The following is a 16,679-nucleotide window of genomic DNA, read 5'->3' as shown; positions in this document are numbered from 1 at the left end:
GAAGGCCGGATCAAAGCCACGGACCGGCGGGCGCTGCGGTTCTGCGGCACCGCGCAAATCCGAGCGCTCCGGTGCCCCCTCTGACATGACCGGGCTCCGGATGTGCTCAGCCCGTTCGAAACCGCTCCGGAGCACTCAGGATATACCCGCCTGTGCGCCCGCCCGGCCCCATAGACAGAGGACCGGTCGCGGGCGTGACTTCCGGGTCGCGCAAGAGAGCGCCGGCCGCGCTCCCGATCTGCGGCACCCCGATCAGATGGGCGGCCTTTTCCGTCTTTTCCGCGCGACAGCCTCCGCGACAGCCTCCGCGACAGGCGCCCTTGGCCGGGCCTTCGTCAGCCCCATCCCGGCAAGATGCCGGAAAACCGGGCGTCCCGGGGTGGCGGCCTGCCCGACAGAGCTCCGCTGTCTCGGGATCGGACCGGAGCGACGGCCTCGAAGCGCCGCAATCGTGCAGAGCCTGCCCGCGCCGGCGCCGGGGAACGGACATGGCCCGGATAGAGGGCGAAGACAGGACGGGCGCGCCGGAAGGATACCGGTGAGGCAACAGCCCCGCAAAGGCAGGCTGGCCGGGAGACTCTGCCCCCAACCGGTAGGGCGGCGGGCCGCGCAGAGCCTGCCCGCGCCGGCAGGTCTGCCGGGCGCGCTGCGGATCGCGGCTCAGAACCGGTCCAGCACCCTGAGGTGATCATGGGTATGGGCCCGCTCGCCATGCAAATGGAACTCGACCTCGGTCCGGACCGGGATCAGCGCGGTCCGGCCATGCCGCACCCCGCGCTGCAGAAAGAGGCTGTTGGCATAGGCCTGGACCGAGCCCACCGTCCCCCGCATCACCGCCACCTCGACCGCGGCGTGATGATCGAGCGGCACCGACAGGGCCGCGATCGCCGCGTCATGATGCTGCTGGCGGCTCTCGGGCACCAGCCGGCCCAGATCGCGCTGCGCCGGGTCGAGCGCATAGGTCACGACCCCCACGCATTCGGCGTCTTCGGGAGCGTCCTTGGCCAGCCCGCGCCGGATCAGATCGCGCAGCGCCTCCGAGCGGTTCGACGCGCCCGAGCGCTCCATTACGGCGTCGAGCGCCTGCAACAGCTCGTCCTCGATGGTGATCGTGATGCGCTGCATCGCTTCCTCCCTGATGGCGGCCCGACTTTGCCGCCCCCGCGCGCCACGGGCAAGGGCGGGACCCGCGCCGATCTGGGCGCTTCGCCGGGCAGGCCGCTAGATCGAGGGCGGCACGGGGGCACGGCTTCCCGGCGAGACGCCCGCCGGATCGCGCTCAGAGGCTGTCGCCGAAATCGGCCCTGAACTTCGCCACCAACCGTTCCTGCCAGTCCGAGACCGGCGCCAGACGGCCGTAGAAGAAGCGCAGGATATCGGGTTCCTCGACGAAGGTCAGCCCGCCCACCAGCCTGCGGTTCTGCCAGAGCCAGTCGATCCGGTCGATGGCGTATTTGACCTGCGACAGGGTGAAGACCCGGCGCGGCATGGCGAGTCGCACCAGCTCCATATTGGCCAGCGGCTCGGTGCCGTCGGGGGCGCGCTGCTCGGACATGGTGCCGCGCTCCATCCCGCGCACGCCCGACGCGATATAAAGCGCCGAAGCCAGCGCGCCCGCCGAATAGTGCGGCTGCGGCACGTGATCGAGAAAGCGCATCGCGTCGATATGGCAGCCAAGCCCGCCCGCCGGCGTGATCACCGGAATGCCGCGGCGGTCGAGCTCACCGACCATGTAGGCGATGAATTGCGGCCCCTGCGAGATCATGTCCTCGTCCATGGTCTCGTCGAGCCCGACGGTCAGCGCCTCGATCTCGCGCACCGACATGCCGCCATAGGTCAGGAAGCCCTCGTAAAGCGGCACGAGCCCCCGCATCCGGTTGTAAAGCGCCTCGTCCCGTACGCAGATCGCGCCGCCGCGCGCACAGCCAAGCTTGCGGGCCGAGAAATAGAGCACATCGCAGAGATCGGCGATCTGGCGGGTGATCTCGCGGATCGACAGATCGCGGCAGGCGGCCTCGCGGGTCTTGAGGAAGTAGAGGTTGTCGGCCATCAGGCTCGCGTCATAGACCAGCGTCAGCCCGTGCCGGTCGCAGGCCGCGCGCACCTCGCGAAGGTTGGCAAGCGAGACCGGCTGGCCGCCGATCAGGTTGGTGCCCGCCTCGACCCGGACAAAGGCGATGCGCTCTGCGCCATGTTCGGCCACCAGCCGTTCCAGTGCCGCGACATCCATGTCGCCCTTGAACGGCTCGTCCGAGGTGACCTCGAGGCCGCGGGCATGGATGATCTCCTCGACGCGGCCGCCATTCAGCACGATATGCGCCTTGGTGGTGGTGAAGTGATAGTTCATCGGTACGATCGAGCCCGGCGTCACCATCACCTGCGCCAGGATGTTCTCGCAGGCCCGGCCCTGATGGGCCGGCAGGATGAAATCCATCCCGAAGATCTCGCGCAGCCGGGTCTCGAGCCGGGTATAGGTCGCCGATCCCGCATAGCTGTCATCGGCCAGCATCATCGCCGCGACCTGGCGGTCGCTCATGGCATTGACGCCGCTATCGGTCAGCATGTCCATGAACACGTCCCTGTTCTGAAGCAGGAACGTGTTGTTGCCCGCCGCGGTGATCGCCGCGAGACGCGCCTCGATATCGGGCAGGGTCAGCTTCTGGACGACGCGGACCTTGTGCATCTCGAGCGGGACGGTCTCGCCGCTGAAGAAACGGACATTGGGCATGGGGCTTTCCTCCTCGGGCCGGTCTCGCGGCCGCGCTGTTGCGGCGCGGAGCTTCGCGCGGAGGGGCGGGACTGGCACTGCGTCAAACCGGCACGCAGGCCGGAGCCCGGAACGGAAAAGGCCCCTCCGCGACGGGCAGGTCGCGGAGGGGCCGGATCACGAGGCGGATCGCCGCCCGAACCGAAGGCTCTGGCTCTGGCTCAGGCGAAGAGATCGTGACAGAGTTCGAGCGCCTCGATCAGCCGGTCGACCTCTTGGGTGGTGTTGTACATCGCGAAGGAGGCGCGGCAGGTCGCGCTCAGCCCCAGATGCTCCATCAGCGGGCCCGCGCAATGATGCCCCGCCCGGACCGCGACGCCCTTCTTGTCGAGCACGGTCGAGATGTCATGGGGATGCGCCGGGCCTTCCAGCGTGAAGGAGAAGATCGCGCCGCGATGGTCGGCCTTGCCCTGCACCTGCAGCCAGTTGAGCCCCGCGAGCCGGTCCATGGCATAGGCGGTGATCGCCTTCTCATGGGCCGCGATGTTCTCCATCCCGACGCCCATCATGTAGTCGAGCGCGACCCCCAGGCCGATCTGCTGGACGATCCCGGGCGTGCCGGCCTCGAATTTCATCGGCGCATCGGCATAGGTGATGCCATCCCTGCGGACCTCGCGGATCATGTCGCCGCCGCCCATGAAGGGACGCATCTCGGCCAGCCGCTCCTTGCGGATATGGATCGCGCCCGAGGCCGAGGGACCATAGAGCTTGTGCCCGGTGATGGCGTAGAAATCGGCCCCCAGCGCATCGACATTCACCGGCTGGTGCACCGCCCCCTGCGAACCGTCGACCAGCACAGGCACGCCCTTGTCATGCGCGCCCTTCACGATGGACGCGACATCGACCACGGTGCCCAGCACGTTCGACATATGGGTGACGGCGACCAGCCTGGTCTTCGGTCCGATGGCGTCGATCACCGCCTGCGGATCGAGATTGCCATCCGCATCGACATCGACCCATTTCAGCACCGCGCCCTGGCGTTCGCGCAGGAAATGCCAGGGCACCACATTGGCGTGATGCTCCATCACCGACAGCACGATCTCGTCGCCGGGCTGGAACCGCGGCGCGGCCCAGGCATAGGATATGAGGTTGATGCCCTCGGTCGCGCCGCTGGTGAAGACGATCTCGTCCGGATCGGCGGCACCGAGAAAGCGCGCGATGGTGCCGCGCACGGCTTCGTATTTCTCGGTCGCGATGGTCGAGAGCGTGTGCAGCCCGCGATGGACGTTGGCATATTCCATCGCATAGGCCTGCGTGACCGCGTCGATCACGGCTTGCGGTTTCTGCGCCGAGGCGCCGCTGTCGAGATAGACCAGCGGCTTGCCGTTCACCTGGCGCGACAGGATGGGAAAATCGGCACGGATCGCGTTCACGTCAAACATCGGGCATGGCTCCGGTAAGGGTAATGCCGAGGATCGACAGGATCAGACTCATTCCGAACACGATCCCGATCATCGAGAACAGGATCATGGCGAAGGTTTTCAGGACCGAGGGAAATCCGTGAAGAACGGCAACGAAATGGCTGAGAAGCCAGAAGAAAAGGCCGACACCGAAAAGACCGGCAAGGCCTGCGGCAGGCGGCAGGACGACCAGCAGGACCAGTTGCACGACCTGCAGGCAGACCATGATGAATTGCAGCCAGACGGTCAGCGCCAGCGCGCCGTCCAGAGTGCCGGTGCCGCCGAAAACCCGGCCTATCCCGGCGATGGCATGGACCGTGACGACCAGAAGCACCCCCTGCACCGTCGCCGCCGCCAGCGGGTAATGCATGAAGGCCGGCATCATCGGATCGACCGGCACCGGGCTGATCAGATCGCCGAGTTCCGTCAGCAGGACGCTGAGGATCACCACCAGCCCCAGCGCCTCCCACAGCACGGCGCGCGGCGGGGCCAGTGACAACACCCGCCCGGCGCTGCCGCGCGGGTCGGTGACGGTGTCGCGGGCCAGCGACAGCAGAGAAGGTCTGAAATGGGTCATGATCGGGCTATCCTGCGTCTCGTCGGCCACGGGCCTACGCCTCGGCCTCGACCAGAGACAAGAGCCAAATCGCCAGAAAGGCAACCGCAAGAACGGTCGAGACCAGCGTCAGCGCCCCGCCGGCGCCGATGAAGCCGGCCACCAGCCCCTGCAAAAGCCAGAGCGGCGAGACGCAGAGAAGCGTCCAGAACAGCGCCAGCCGGGCGGTGAACCAGCTGCCCTTTCCGCCGAACAGACGTGCGACGAGATGGCTCAGCGCCGACAGCCCGTAGAAGAACAAGGGCGCCAGCGCCATCCAGCCGAACAGCGCGGCCCCGAGCAGCGCCTCGAGCGGGATCTCGGGCGAGAGATAGGCCTCGCGGGCAAGGCGCGGCCATTGCCCGACGAAGATGACGAAACAGGCGATCATCAGATAGACCAGCGCGCGATCCTCGCGCGGGCCCATCTGCAACTGCCGTCGCAACGCGGCGCGCGGTCCGCGCCACGTCGCGACCATTTCGGTGGTGACAGCCATCCTAGCCCCGGTGCCGTTGAAGCCAGGCGGCGAGACTGGCGGCCACCTCGTCGCGCACCGCCTCGGAGTCGATCTCCTCGATCGCCTCGGCCAGGAAGGACAGCACCATCATGTCCTGCGCCTCGGCCTTGGGCACCCCGCGCGAGCGCAGGTAGAACAGCGCATCCTCGTCGATCGCGCCCGAGGTCGAGCCATGCGAGCAGGCCACGTCATCGGCATAGATCTCGAGCTCGGGCTTGGCGAGGAAACTGGCCTCGTCATCCAGCAGCAGCGATTGCGAGATCTGGTAGCCATCGGTCTTCTGCGCGCCCTCCTTCACCAGGATCTTGCCCTGGAAAACGCCGGTCGCGCCCTTCTTCAGGACCTTCTTGAAGACCTGGCGGCTTTCGCAATTCACCGCGTCATGGGTGATGAAGACGGTGTCGTCATGGTGGAAATTGCCGTGTCCCATGCTGGCGCCCGCGACATGGGCCACACCTTCATCGCCCGCCAGCTCGATCACCACCTCGTTGCGGGTGAGCGCGCCGTTCATGGTCAGGGTGAAGGACTTGAAGACGCTCTCCGCCCCCAGCCGCGCGAAGATATGGGTCGCGGCGCGGCGGTCATGGTCGCGGCCCTGGCTGCGCACATGGTGGAAGGCGCCGCCATCGGCCACCTCGACCTCCATCACCTTGTTGAACCGCGCCGCCGCCGGGCCGGTTTCCAGCACGGTCAGATCGGCGCCCGGCTCGACCCGGATCACGTGATGCAGGATCGCATCCGAGGTCTCGTCGCAATGGCGATAGACCAGATTCACCGGCTTCTCGACCTTGCCGGTGGCGCGGATCAGCACGCCATCGGTGGCAAAGGCGGTGTTCAGCGCGGCCAGCGGACGCGGCACCGGGCTCTGCCCGCGGGACTCGAGCACGCCGTAAAGATCGGCTGCCCAGGAGATGTCCTGTGCCTCGGCCTCGGCCAGACGGGTGATCTCGAGCCCGGCCTGGGCCGGATCGTCCGAAGCCTCGGCATCGAACACGCCGTCGACGAAGACGATGCGGATGCGGTCCAGATCCTCGAAGGTCGCGTTATCGGCGGGCGGCCGCACGCCTGCGGCCACCGGCGCGGCCGAGATCAGCTCGTCGGGACGGGTGAAGCGCCAGTATTCGTCGCGGCGACCGGGCAGGCCCATCTCCTGCACCCGGGCCAGCGCCGCCTCGCGCAGCGGCCGGGTCCAGCCAGCCTGGACCGGCATCGCCAGCGCCGCCAGCCGCGCCTCGGTCGCGGTCAGTTTCGCCTGCGGCAGCCCCATCACGCGACCTCCGCCAGGATGTCGGCATAGCCGTTATGCTCGACCTCGAGCGCCAGATCGGCGCCGCCCGACTTGACGATCCGGCCATTGGCCATGATGTGCACGACATCGGGCACGATATGGTCGAGCAGGCGCTGATAGTGGGTGATCACCAGGAAGCCCCGATCGGGCGCGCGCAGCGCGTTCACGCCGTCCGAGACCAGCTTCATCGCATCGACATCGAGCCCCGAATCGGTCTCGTCGAGGATGCACATCTTCGGTTCCAGCATCGCCATCTGCAGGATCTCGTTGCGCTTCTTCTCGCCGCCCGAAAAGCCCATGTTGACCGGGCGCTTCAGCATCTCGGCGTCGATCTTCAGATCCTTGGCCCTGGCGCGGACCTCCTTGAGGAAGGTGGCGGCGTCCATCTCCTCCTGGCCGCGGGCCTTGCGCTGGGCGTTCACCGCGGTGCGCAGGAAGGTCATGTTGCCGACCCCGGGGATCTCGACCGGGTACTGGAAGGCCAGGAACAGACCGGCAGCGGCGCGTTCCTCGGCTTCCATCCCCAGCAGATCGAGACCGCTCAGCGTGGCCGAGCCCTCGGTGACCTCGTAACCGCCCTTGCCCGACAGCACATAGGACAGCGTCGACTTGCCCGAGCCGTTCGGCCCCATGATCGCATGCACCTCGCCCGCACCGACGGTCAGGTTCACGCCCTTCAGGATCTCCTTGCCCTCTTCTTCGAGAGAGGCCCGCAGATTCTTGATTTCCAGCATGTCGATATCCCTTAGCTCAGTGTGACGGCCGTGCCCGAGGCCGACACCATCAGCATGTTGTTGATGACTTCATAATCCAGATCGACGCCGATCACGGCATTGCCGCCCGCAGCCCGCGCCCTCTGCTGCAATTCCGCAAGCGCGGTCTCGCGCGCCTCGCCCAGCGAGGCCTCGTAGGCGCCCGAGCGGCCGCCGATGATATCGGTGATGCCCGCGAAGAGGTCGCGGAACACATTGGCGCCCAGGATCGCCTCGCCGACGACGACGCCGTGATAGGACAGGATGCTGTGCCCCTCGACCGTGTGCGTGGTGGTGACAATCATGTCCGGCCCTCCCTGTCGCGACGGTCCTGGCCGCTCCGGTCCTGCGAAAAGACGCGCATCCAGGCGATCATGCACAGCCCCCAGAGCAGGAACAGCACGAGCCCGAGCAGCCCCTCGGCCAGCGCCGCCTGCGCCTTCGACAGCGGCACCAGCGTCGCGAGCCACTCGATGGTCTCCTCGTCCTGCAGCGAGGCGTAGAAGATCAGGCCCTGGGCGATGATGAGAAGCCGCATCCGCGTGGTCAGGACCAGCCGCCCGCCATGGCCCGGGATCGAGGGCAGCGACAGCCGCCGACGCCCCCCCGGGCTGCGCGCGAGACCGGCCGGGCTGCGTCCGGCCCCCCGCCCTGCCCCTGCCGTCTTCTTCTTCGGCATGCTCACCCGACCGACCCCTCAAGGCTGATCGCCACCAGCTGCTGCGCCTCCATCGCGAATTCCATCGGCAGCGCCTGCAGCACTTCCTTGCAGAACCCGTTGATCACCAGCGCGACGGCCTCTTCCTCGTCCATCCCCCGCGAGCGGCAGTAGAACAGCTGGTCGTCATCCACCTTCGAGGTGGTCGCCTCGTGCTCGACCCGCGAGGAACTGTTGCGAACCTCGATATAGGGCACGGTATGCGCGCCGCACTTGTCGCCGATGAGCAGACTGTCGCACTGGGTATAGTTGCGGCTGTTCTTGGCCTTCGGATGCATGCTGACGAGGCCGCGATAGGTGTTCTGGGCCTGGCCGGCCGAGATCCCCTTCGAGACGATCCGCGAGCGCGTGTTCTTGCCCAGATGCACCATCTTGGTGCCGGTATCGGCCTGCTGCCAGTTATTGGTGATGGCGATCGAGTAAAATTCGCCCTGGCTGTCATCGCCCCTGAGGATGCAGGAGGGGTATTTCCAGGTCACGGCCGAGCCGGTCTCGACCTGGGTCCACATCACCTTGGACCGGGGCCCCCGGCAATCGGCGCGCTTGGTGACGAAGTTGTAGATCCCGCCCTTGCCGTTCTCGTCGCCGGGGAACCAGTTCTGCACGGTCGAGTATTTCACCTCGGCATCGTCGAGGATCACGATCTCGACCACGGCCGCATGCAGCTGCGCGGTATCCCGCTGGGGCGCGGTGCAGCCTTCCAGATAGGAGACATAGGCCTCCTTGTCGGCGATGATCAGCGTGCGTTCGAACTGGCCGGTATTCTCGGCATTGATCCGGAAATAGGTCGACAGCTCCATCGGGCAGCGCACGCCCGGCGGCACATAGACGAAGGAGCCGTCCGAGAAGACCGCCGAATTCAGCGTGGCATAGAAGTTGTCGGATTGCGGCACGACCGAGCCGAGATATTTCTTCACCAGCTCGGGATGGTTGCGGATCGCCTCCGAGATCGAGCAGAAGATCACCCCCGCCGCTTCCAGTTCCTTCTGGAAGGTGGTGCCGACCGACACCGAATCGAACACCGCATCCACCGCGACCTTGCGGCCCTCGGCGGGCGCGGCCTCGGCGCCCTCGACGCCCGCGAGGATCATCTGTTCCTTCAGCGGGATGCCCAGCTTCTGATAGGTTTCCAGCAGCTTGGGATCGACATCGTCGAGCGATTTCGGCTTTTCCGCCATGCTCTTGGGGCGGGCATAGTAATACTGTTTCTGGAAGTCGATCTCGGGATAGTCGACCATCGCCCAGTCGGGCTCTTCCATCTTCTGCCAGCGGCGGAAGGCCTCGAGCCGCCACTCGGTCATCCATTCGGGTTCTTCGTTCTTGGCCGAGATCAGGCGGACGATCTCCTCGGACAGCCCCATCGGGGCGTAATCCATCTCGATCTCGGTATCCCAGCCATACTTGTACTTGCCGGCCATCGACTGGACGGCCTCGACCGTTTCCCGGTCGACGCCTTCCTTGACGTTTTTCATGTCGGCCTTGTCCAAAGCAGCCATCCTGGTCTTCCGCCTCTCTGTCTTGGACCGCTCCTCCGAGCGGCCCGTCGGGTTCCCCTGGGCCCGGCAGCGTCAGCCGGCGCGGGCCCTGAATTTCGTCTCTGCCGCAAGCCAGCTTTCGGCAAAGCGTCTCACATCCTCTTCCGTCGTGCCCGGCCCCATCGAGACCCGGATCGCCGACGACGCCACCTCGTCGCCCAGCCCCATCGCCGTCAGCACGCGGCTGGGACGAAGCTTGCCCGAAGAACAGGCCGACCCCGCCGAAACCGCGAACCCGGCCAGATCCATCTGCATCACCTGAGTCTCGCCCTTCCAGCCGGGCGTGGCGAGACAGAGGGTGTTGGGCAATCTCGGAACGTCTTTCCCGACAAAAATAGTCTTATTTGCGCGTTCCGCAATCACATTTTCTAGAATACTTCTAAGATAGGCGATTTCCGCCCATTTTCCAGCCGCCAGATCCGCGGCGGCGGCCTCGGCGGCCGCGCCGAAGCCTGCGATGCCGATCACGTTCTCGGTACCGGCGCGGCGGCCAAGTTCCTGACCTCCCCCGCGAATCTGCGCCTCTATGTCGCAACCCCGGCGCATGACGAGTGCCCCGATCCCCTTCGGTCCGCCGATTTTATGGGCAGAGATCAAACCCATCTCGCAGCCCAGCCAGTTGAAGGCGACCGGCAGCTTGCCGAATCCCTGGGTCATGTCGCAGACGGCGAGCCCCTCGGGAATCTCCTGAATCACCCCGGTCTCGGAATTGGCCAGCTGCAGCGCGCTTTCGCGGGGCAGGCGCGGCGTGACCCGGCCGTTGCCATCGGGTTTCAGGCAGGGATCGAGCCAGGCCGCGACCGCGTCATGCTCGATCTCCGAGCCCTGCAGCCAGCGCCCCCCACAGGCCAGCGCGGCGGCTTCGCTCGCGCCCGAGGTGAACACGATCTCGGCGCCCTCCGCACCAAGCGCCGAAGCGATCCGGGCGCGCGCCTTTTCAACGATCGCGCGCGCCGCCCTGCCCTCGGCATGAACCGAGGACGGATTGCCCACCGCATCCATCGCCGCGATCATCGCGGCCCGCGCCTCCGGGCGCAGCGGTGCGGTGGCGTTCCAGTCGAGATATACCCGCCCGGGCATGGTCTTTCCCCTTTTCTGGCCGCGCCGCCGGACGGTCAGAGGCCGTGGAAACGGGCGGATCTGCGCCTACGGAAGGCGCTCACTCTTCATCGACGACGTGGAACAGCGCCGGAACCGCAGGACAGGGCGCGAGATCGTTCTTGATCACGTCCGACAGCCGGGTCTGGTGCAGGAATACGTAGACATGGGCGCTGAGCCCTTCCCACAGCCGGTTGGTCAGCGACTGCGCGCGGGTGCCCGAGGTGCCGCCCGAAACGCCCGCCCCGGTATGCATGGCGCTGACGGTCTCGTCGACCGCGCCCAGCACGTCCGCGACCCGGATCTCCGAGGCCGGACGGGCAAGCTTGTAGCCTCCGCCGGGGCCGCGCACCGATTCCACAAGCCCTGCCCGGCGCAGCTTGACGAAAAGCTGTTCGAGATAGGGCAGCGAGATATGCTGCCGCTTCGAGATCTCCGACAGCGACACCAGGCACTCGGCCGGTTGCAGCGACAGATCGGCAAGGGCAACCATGGCATAACGGCCCTTGGTGCTGAGTTTCATAGACGCTCCCCCGGCAAAGAGTTGACGCAGCCCCGGCGGAAGATTACCTCCGGATGCACCCCGACCCGCTTCCGCCGGGTTCATCCTGTCCTATGTAGCCTGTCCGATTTCGTCAAGAAATCGAAGCTACCGCGAATGAGAAGACACGCATGCCCGAGGTCATCTTTCCCGGACCCGAAGGTCGTCTGGAAGGCCGCTACCATCCCCAAAAAGACCGTGACGCCCCGATTGCCATCGTGCTGCATCCCCATCCGCAATTCGGGGGCACGATGAATAACAGGGTCGTCTACAACCTGCATTACGCCTTCTACAACATGGGCTTCACCGTGCTCCGGTTCAATTTCCGGGGCGTCGGCCGCAGCCAGGGCGAGTACGATCAGGGCGTGGGCGAACTGTCCGACGCAGCCTCCGCGCTCGATTACCTGCAATCGATGAACCAGAATGCCAAGCATTGCTGGGTCGCGGGCTTCTCCTTCGGGGCCTGGATCGGCATGCAGCTTCTGATGCGGCGGCCCGAGATCACCGGCTTCGTGTCGGTCAGCCCGCCCGCCAACATGTATGATTTCTCGTTCCTGGCGCCCTGCCCCTCTTCGGGGCTGATCATCAATGGCAGTGCCGACCGCGTGGCGCCGCCGGCCGATACCCGCACCCTGGTCGACAAGCTGCACGAGCAGAAGGGCATCACCGTCACCCACGAGGAGATCGAGGGCGCGGATCACTTCTTCCAGGATCCGCATATGGACCCGATGATCGAGAATGTCACAACCTATGTCAGTCGTCGCCTGACCGAGGTGACACGCTGAGGGAGATGCCGATGTCGGCACTCGAGGACCTCGCAGACCAGCTTGCCCGCGACGCGCTCGACGCGGCGGTCAGGCTGGGCGACGACCGGCTGATCGAAGAGATCTCGAAGGCCGTCGGCGCCTCCTCGCCGGTCGCGCAGGAGGCCTTCGTGAGCGCGGTCAGGATCCGGCAGGCGCTGGCCCGCGGCCGCGCCGTGATGGACAGCCGGATGAGCCAGGCCACCGGCCGGAAGGCCGGGCCCGAAAAAGGCGGCGCCTGACCGCCGCGACAGCCCGCCCCCCCAATCTGCATGCCGCGCCCGCGCGACGCCGGTCCGCGCCCGTCCTTTGCACGGGCGCCGGACGCGGCGCGCGGATGTGACGCGGGCTGATTTCTTGCCCGCAGTTTCCGTATACAACTGCATACTATCTTCCCCCGTCACACGCTTTACGCTATCACCCGAACCGAAAGCGCGAATCCAGCACCATAAAAGAGGCGCCCATGACGAAGATCAAAGTCGACAACCCGGTCGTCGAGCTCGACGGCGACGAGATGACCCGGATCATCTGGGACTTCATCAAGAAGAAGCTGATCCTGCCCTATCTCGACCTCGACCTGCTTTATTACGATCTCGGCATCGAAGAGCGCGACCGGACCGACGACCAGATCACCGTCGATGCGGCCGAGAAGATCAGGGAAGTGGGCGTCGGCGTGAAATGCGCCACCATCACTCCCGACGAGGCGCGGGTCGAGGAATTCGGCCTCAAGCAGATGTGGAAATCGCCCAACGGCACGATCCGCAACATCCTGGGCGGCGTCGTCTTCCGCGCGCCGATCATCTGCCGGAACGTGCCGCGGCTTGTGCCGGGCTGGACCCGGCCCATCGTGATCGGCCGTCACGCCTTCGGCGACCAGTACCGCGCGACCGATTTCCGCTTCCCCGGCAAGGGTCAGCTGACGATGAAATTCGTCGGCGAGGATGGCGAGGTGATCGAGAAGGTGGTCTATGACGCCCCCGCCGCCGGCGTGGCCATGGGCATGTACAATCTCGACGACTCGATCCGAGACTTCGCCCGGGCCTCGATGAATTACGGCCTGAGCCTCGGCTGGCCGGTCTACCTGTCCACCAAGAACACCATCCTCAAGGCCTATGACGGCCGCTTCAAGGATCTGTTCCAGGAAGTCTACGAGCAGGAATTCGAGGACAAGTTCAAGAAGGCGGGCCTCACCTACGAACACCGCCTGATCGACGACATGGTCGCCTGCTGCATGAAGTGGAATGGCGGCTTCGTCTGGGCCTGCAAGAACTATGACGGCGACGTTCAGTCCGATACCGTGGCCCAGGGCTTCGGCTCGCTCGGGCTGATGACCTCGCAGCTGATGACGCCCGACGGCAAGATCGTCGAGGCCGAGGCGGCACATGGCACCGTCACCCGCCATTACCGCCAGCACCAGAAGGGCGAGCAGACCTCGACCAACTCGGTCGCCTCGATCTACGCCTGGACCGGCGGGCTCAAGCACCGCGCCAAGCTCGACGGCAACGCGCCGCTCGCGCATTTCGCCGAGACGCTCGAGAAGACCGTGGTCGAGACCGTGGAATCGGGCTTCATGACCAAGGACCTCGCGCTGCTGGTCGGCCCGAACCAGAAATGGCTGACCACCATGGGCTTCCTCGAAAAGGTCGACGAGAACCTGAACAAGGCGCTGGCGGGCTGATCTGCCCATCGGCACGCCAGACAGGAAGGGCCGGCCGCAGGGTCGGCCCTTTTTCCTTGCGCGTTCCTTGCGCGGGACGCTGGACAAGATCCGCGCCGCACGCCATTCCCTGTCCCATGCCCACAGACATGCCGCCCCTGCCCGCCCCGCGCCACACGCTTCCGGATGACATCCAGGGGCTCGTTTTCGGCACGCTCCTGGTCGCGCTCTCGGTCAGCCTGCTGAAATCGGCGGGGCTGGTCACCGGGCAGATCGCGGGACTGTCCCTGGTCGGCACCTATGCGACGGGCCTTGGCTTCGGACCGGTCTTCTTCGTGCTGAACCTGCCCTTCTACTGGCTCGGCTACCGCCGCATGGGCAGGGCCTTCGTTCTGAAGACCTTTGCCGCGGTGGCGCTGCTCTCGGTCTTTTCCGAGCTTCTGCCCCATGTCCTGACGATCGGCCCGGTGCATCCGCTGGCGGCCTCGCTGCTGGCGGGGGTGACTGCGGGCGCGGGACTTCTGGCATTGTTCCGACATGGCGCAAGCCTCGGCGGTGTCGGCATCATGGCGCTCTGGCTGCAGGACAGCCGCGGCATCCGCGCGGGCTGGGTCCAGCTTGGCTTCGACACGGTGGTCTTCGCGCTGGCCTTCGCGGTGATCCAACCCTTGACCGTTCTGTGGTCGATGGCGGGTGCGGCCGTGCTGAACCTGATCATCGCCACCAACCACCGGCGCGACCGCTATATCGCGCGCTAGGACCGGAGCGGGCCATGCCCAAGCATTATGTCTATCTTCTGCTCGCCGTCATCACCGAGACCATGGCCACCAGTTCACTGCAGGCCAGCCAGCAATTCACCCGGCTCTGGCCCTCGGTCCTGGTCGTGCTGGGCTACATGTTTTCCTTCTATTTCATGGCGCTGACGCTGAAGGTGATGCCGGTCGGCATCGTCTATGCGATCTGGTCCGGGCTCGGGATCGTGCTGATCTCGGGGATCGGATGGGTGGTGTTCGGCCAGCGTGTCGACCTGCCCGGCGCGCTGGGGCTCGGGATGATCATTGCGGGCATTCTCGTCATTCACCTCTTCTCGAAAACCGCCGCGCATTAGCATTCGCGCTGGATTTTCGGACCGAAAGCCTCTATCGCGCAGGGCAACCCCCTTAATGAGGACGATCATGGACCTTCGCAACATCGCGATCATCGCGCATGTGGACCACGGCAAGACGACACTGGTTGACCAGCTTCTGAAGCAATCCGGCGCCTTCCGAGAGAACCAGTCCGTGGCCGAGCGCGCCATGGATTCGAACGATCTCGAACGCGAGCGCGGGATCACCATCCTGGCGAAATGCACCTCGGTCGAATGGGGCGGTCACCGGGTCAATATCGTCGACACCCCGGGCCACGCCGATTTCGGCGGCGAGGTCGAGCGAATCCTCAGCATGGTCGACGGCGTCGTGCTGCTGGTCGATGCCGCCGAAGGGCCGATGCCGCAGACCAAGTTCGTCACCGCCAAGGCGCTGGCGCTGGGGCTGCGCCCCATCGTCGTGCTGAACAAGGTCGACAAGCCCGAGGCCGAGCCCGACCGCGCGCTGAACGAGGTCTTCGATCTCTTTGCCAGCCTCGGCGCCAATGACGAACAGCTCGACTTTCCGCATATGTATGCCTCTGGCCGCTCGGGCTGGGCCGACATGGAGCTCGACGGGCCGCGCAAGGATCTGCATGCACTGTTCGAGCTGGTGCTCGAGCATGTCCCGGCGCCGAAGCAGCTGGCCCGGGCCGACGCGCCCTTCAGCATGCTGGCGACCACGCTCTCGGCCGATCCCTTCATCGGCCGCATCCTGACCGGTCGGGTCGAAAGCGGGTCGGTCAGGCCCGGCGATACCGTTAAGGCGCTCTCGCGCACCGGCGAGATGCTGGAAAGCTTCCGAGTGTCGAAGGTCCTGGCCTTCCGCGGGCTGTCGCAGCAGCCGATCGAGGCGGGCGAGGCGGGCGATATCGTCACGCTTGCGGGCATGTCGAAGGCGACCGTCGCCGACACGCTCTGTGCGCCGCAGGTGACCGAGGCGCTGCCCGCCCAGCCCATCGACCCGCCGACCATCAGCGTCAGCTTCGGCATCAATGACAGCCCGCTGGCCGGCCGCGAGGGCAAGAAGGTGCAGTCGCGGGTGATCCGCGAGCGCCTGATGCGCGAGGCGGAACTGAATGTCGCGATCCAGGTGACCGACACGCCCGGCGGCGAGGCCTTCGAGGTTGCGGGCCGGGGCGAACTGCAGATGGGCGTCCTGATCGAGAACATGCGCCGCGAGGGCTTCGAGCTGTCGATCTCGCGTCCGCAGGTGCTGATGCGCGAGGAGAACGGCCAGAGGCTCGAGCCGATCGAGGAAGTCACCGTCGACGTCGATGACGAGTTCTCGGGCGTGGTGATCGAGAAGCTGACCGGTGTGCGGCGCGGCGATCTGATCGAGATGCGCCCGGGCGGCACCGGCAAGACCCGGATCATCGCCCATGTGCCCTCGCGCGGGCTGATCGGCTATCAGGGCGAGTTCCTGACCGATACCCGCGGCACCGGCGTCCTGAACCGCGTGTTCCACGACTGGGCACCGCACAAGGGACCGATACCGGGCCGGCGCGCGGGCGTTCTGATCTCGATCGAGGATGGCGTCTCGGTGGCTTATGCGCTGTTCAACCTCGAGGACCGCGGCAAGCTGTTCATCGGCGCGCAGGAGCAGGTCTATCAGGGCATGATCATCGGCGAGCATTCGCGCGACAACGACCTCGAGGTGAACCCGCTCAAGGGCAAGAAGCTGACCAATATCCGCGCCTCGGGCACGGATGAGGCGGTGCGGCTGACAACGCCCGTCCGCATGAGCCTTGAGGAGGCCATCGCCTATATCGACGACGATGAGCTGGTCGAGGTGACGCCGAATTCGATCCGGCTGCGCAAGCGGTATCTCGACCCGCATGAGCGCAAGCGCCAGGCCCGCGCGGCGGGCTGAGCGGGAGACATC

The 16,679-nt window shown here is 66.1% G+C and carries 18 protein-coding genes; 6 read left to right on the top strand and 12 right to left on the bottom strand.

What is annotated here, in order from left to right; translation table 11 throughout:
- Positions 1 to 660: 660 nt before the first annotated feature.
- The 12 genes from nikR to B5V46_RS07640 form a co-directional block, all read right to left on the bottom strand.
- Positions 661 to 1,125, bottom strand: a complete 465-nt coding sequence (gene nikR / locus B5V46_RS07695) for a nickel-responsive transcriptional regulator NikR (RefSeq protein ID WP_080616059.1) — start codon at positions 1,123 to 1,125, stop codon at positions 661 to 663.
- 154 nt (positions 1,126 to 1,279) lie between these two features.
- Positions 1,280 to 2,728: a tryptophanase gene (locus tag B5V46_RS07690; protein ID WP_080616058.1), complete on the bottom strand. Its 1,449-nt coding sequence runs from the start codon at positions 2,726 to 2,728 to the stop codon at positions 1,280 to 1,282.
- A gap of 200 nt (positions 2,729 to 2,928) precedes the next feature.
- Positions 2,929 to 4,149, bottom strand: coding sequence for a cysteine desulfurase (locus B5V46_RS07685; RefSeq protein WP_080616057.1), 1,221 nt, complete (start codon positions 4,147 to 4,149; stop codon positions 2,929 to 2,931).
- The gene (locus B5V46_RS07680; RefSeq protein ID WP_080616056.1) at positions 4,142 to 4,744 is read right to left on the bottom strand and encodes a YIP1 family protein; all 603 of its coding nucleotides are present in this window, start codon (positions 4,742 to 4,744) and stop codon (positions 4,142 to 4,144) included. The genes B5V46_RS07685 and B5V46_RS07680 overlap by 8 nt, the downstream gene beginning before the upstream one ends.
- Positions 4,745 to 4,778: 34 nt before the next feature.
- Positions 4,779 to 5,258 (bottom strand): YIP1 family protein, encoded by a 480-nt coding sequence (locus tag B5V46_RS07675; protein WP_080616055.1) that lies wholly within the window; start codon positions 5,256 to 5,258, stop codon positions 4,779 to 4,781.
- 1 nt (position 5,259) lies between these two features.
- Complete coding sequence (sufD, locus tag B5V46_RS07670) at positions 5,260 to 6,546, bottom strand: Fe-S cluster assembly protein SufD (RefSeq protein ID WP_080616054.1); 1,287 nt, start codon at positions 6,544 to 6,546, stop codon at positions 5,260 to 5,262.
- Positions 6,546 to 7,301: a Fe-S cluster assembly ATPase SufC gene (gene sufC, locus B5V46_RS07665; protein WP_080616053.1), complete on the bottom strand. Its 756-nt coding sequence runs from the start codon at positions 7,299 to 7,301 to the stop codon at positions 6,546 to 6,548. Before sufC ends, sufD begins: the two co-directional genes overlap by 1 nt.
- A gap of 11 nt (positions 7,302 to 7,312) precedes the next feature.
- Entirely contained in the window at positions 7,313 to 7,624 is a 312-nt protein-coding gene (locus B5V46_RS07660; RefSeq protein ID WP_080616052.1) for a heavy metal-binding domain-containing protein, read from the bottom strand.
- On the bottom strand, positions 7,621 to 7,998 hold the full coding sequence (locus B5V46_RS07655; RefSeq protein ID WP_080616051.1) for a hypothetical protein: 378 nt from the start codon (positions 7,996 to 7,998) through the stop codon (positions 7,621 to 7,623). Before B5V46_RS07655 ends, B5V46_RS07660 begins: the two co-directional genes overlap by 4 nt.
- Positions 7,999 to 8,000: 2 nt before the next feature.
- A complete protein-coding gene (sufB, locus tag B5V46_RS07650) occupies positions 8,001 to 9,533 on the bottom strand; it encodes a Fe-S cluster assembly protein SufB (protein WP_080616050.1) in 1,533 nt (510 codons plus the stop codon).
- 72 nt (positions 9,534 to 9,605) lie between these two features.
- Positions 9,606 to 10,652 carry a cysteine desulfurase family protein gene (locus B5V46_RS07645; RefSeq protein WP_080616049.1) on the bottom strand — a complete coding sequence of 349 codons (1,047 nt, stop codon included), beginning with the start codon at positions 10,650 to 10,652 and terminating at the stop codon, positions 9,606 to 9,608.
- Positions 10,653 to 10,731: 79 nt separating this feature from the next.
- The gene (locus B5V46_RS07640) at positions 10,732 to 11,193 is read right to left on the bottom strand and encodes an Rrf2 family transcriptional regulator (RefSeq protein WP_080616048.1); all 462 of its coding nucleotides are present in this window, start codon (positions 11,191 to 11,193) and stop codon (positions 10,732 to 10,734) included.
- A gap of 149 nt (positions 11,194 to 11,342) precedes the next feature.
- Between B5V46_RS07640 and B5V46_RS07635 the strand changes: the two genes are divergently transcribed.
- From B5V46_RS07635 to typA, 6 genes are all read left to right on the top strand, one after another.
- The gene (locus B5V46_RS07635) at positions 11,343 to 11,996 is read left to right on the top strand and encodes an alpha/beta hydrolase (protein WP_080616047.1); all 654 of its coding nucleotides are present in this window, start codon (positions 11,343 to 11,345) and stop codon (positions 11,994 to 11,996) included.
- Between the two features lie 11 nt (positions 11,997 to 12,007).
- Positions 12,008 to 12,256: a hypothetical protein gene (locus tag B5V46_RS07630; RefSeq protein ID WP_080616046.1), complete on the top strand. Its 249-nt coding sequence runs from the start codon at positions 12,008 to 12,010 to the stop codon at positions 12,254 to 12,256.
- Positions 12,257 to 12,477: 221 nt separating this feature from the next.
- On the top strand, positions 12,478 to 13,692 hold the full coding sequence (locus B5V46_RS07625) for an NADP-dependent isocitrate dehydrogenase (RefSeq protein ID WP_080616045.1): 1,215 nt from the start codon (positions 12,478 to 12,480) through the stop codon (positions 13,690 to 13,692).
- 116 nt (positions 13,693 to 13,808) lie between these two features.
- Positions 13,809 to 14,429, top strand: a complete 621-nt coding sequence (locus B5V46_RS07620) for a YitT family protein (protein ID WP_080616044.1) — start codon at positions 13,809 to 13,811, stop codon at positions 14,427 to 14,429.
- Between the two features lie 14 nt (positions 14,430 to 14,443).
- Positions 14,444 to 14,779 (top strand): multidrug efflux SMR transporter, encoded by a 336-nt coding sequence (locus B5V46_RS07615; RefSeq protein WP_080616043.1) that lies wholly within the window; start codon positions 14,444 to 14,446, stop codon positions 14,777 to 14,779.
- Between the two features lie 67 nt (positions 14,780 to 14,846).
- On the top strand, positions 14,847 to 16,667 hold the full coding sequence (typA, locus tag B5V46_RS07610; RefSeq protein ID WP_080616042.1) for a translational GTPase TypA: 1,821 nt from the start codon (positions 14,847 to 14,849) through the stop codon (positions 16,665 to 16,667).
- Positions 16,668 to 16,679 lie beyond the last annotated feature (12 nt).

This window comes from Rhodovulum sp. MB263 (assembly GCF_002073975.1).
GTDB lineage: Bacteria > Pseudomonadota > Alphaproteobacteria > Rhodobacterales > Rhodobacteraceae > Rhodovulum.
Note: the sequence above shows the minus strand (reverse complement) of the source record. Positions and strands in the feature narration are given on the sequence as shown.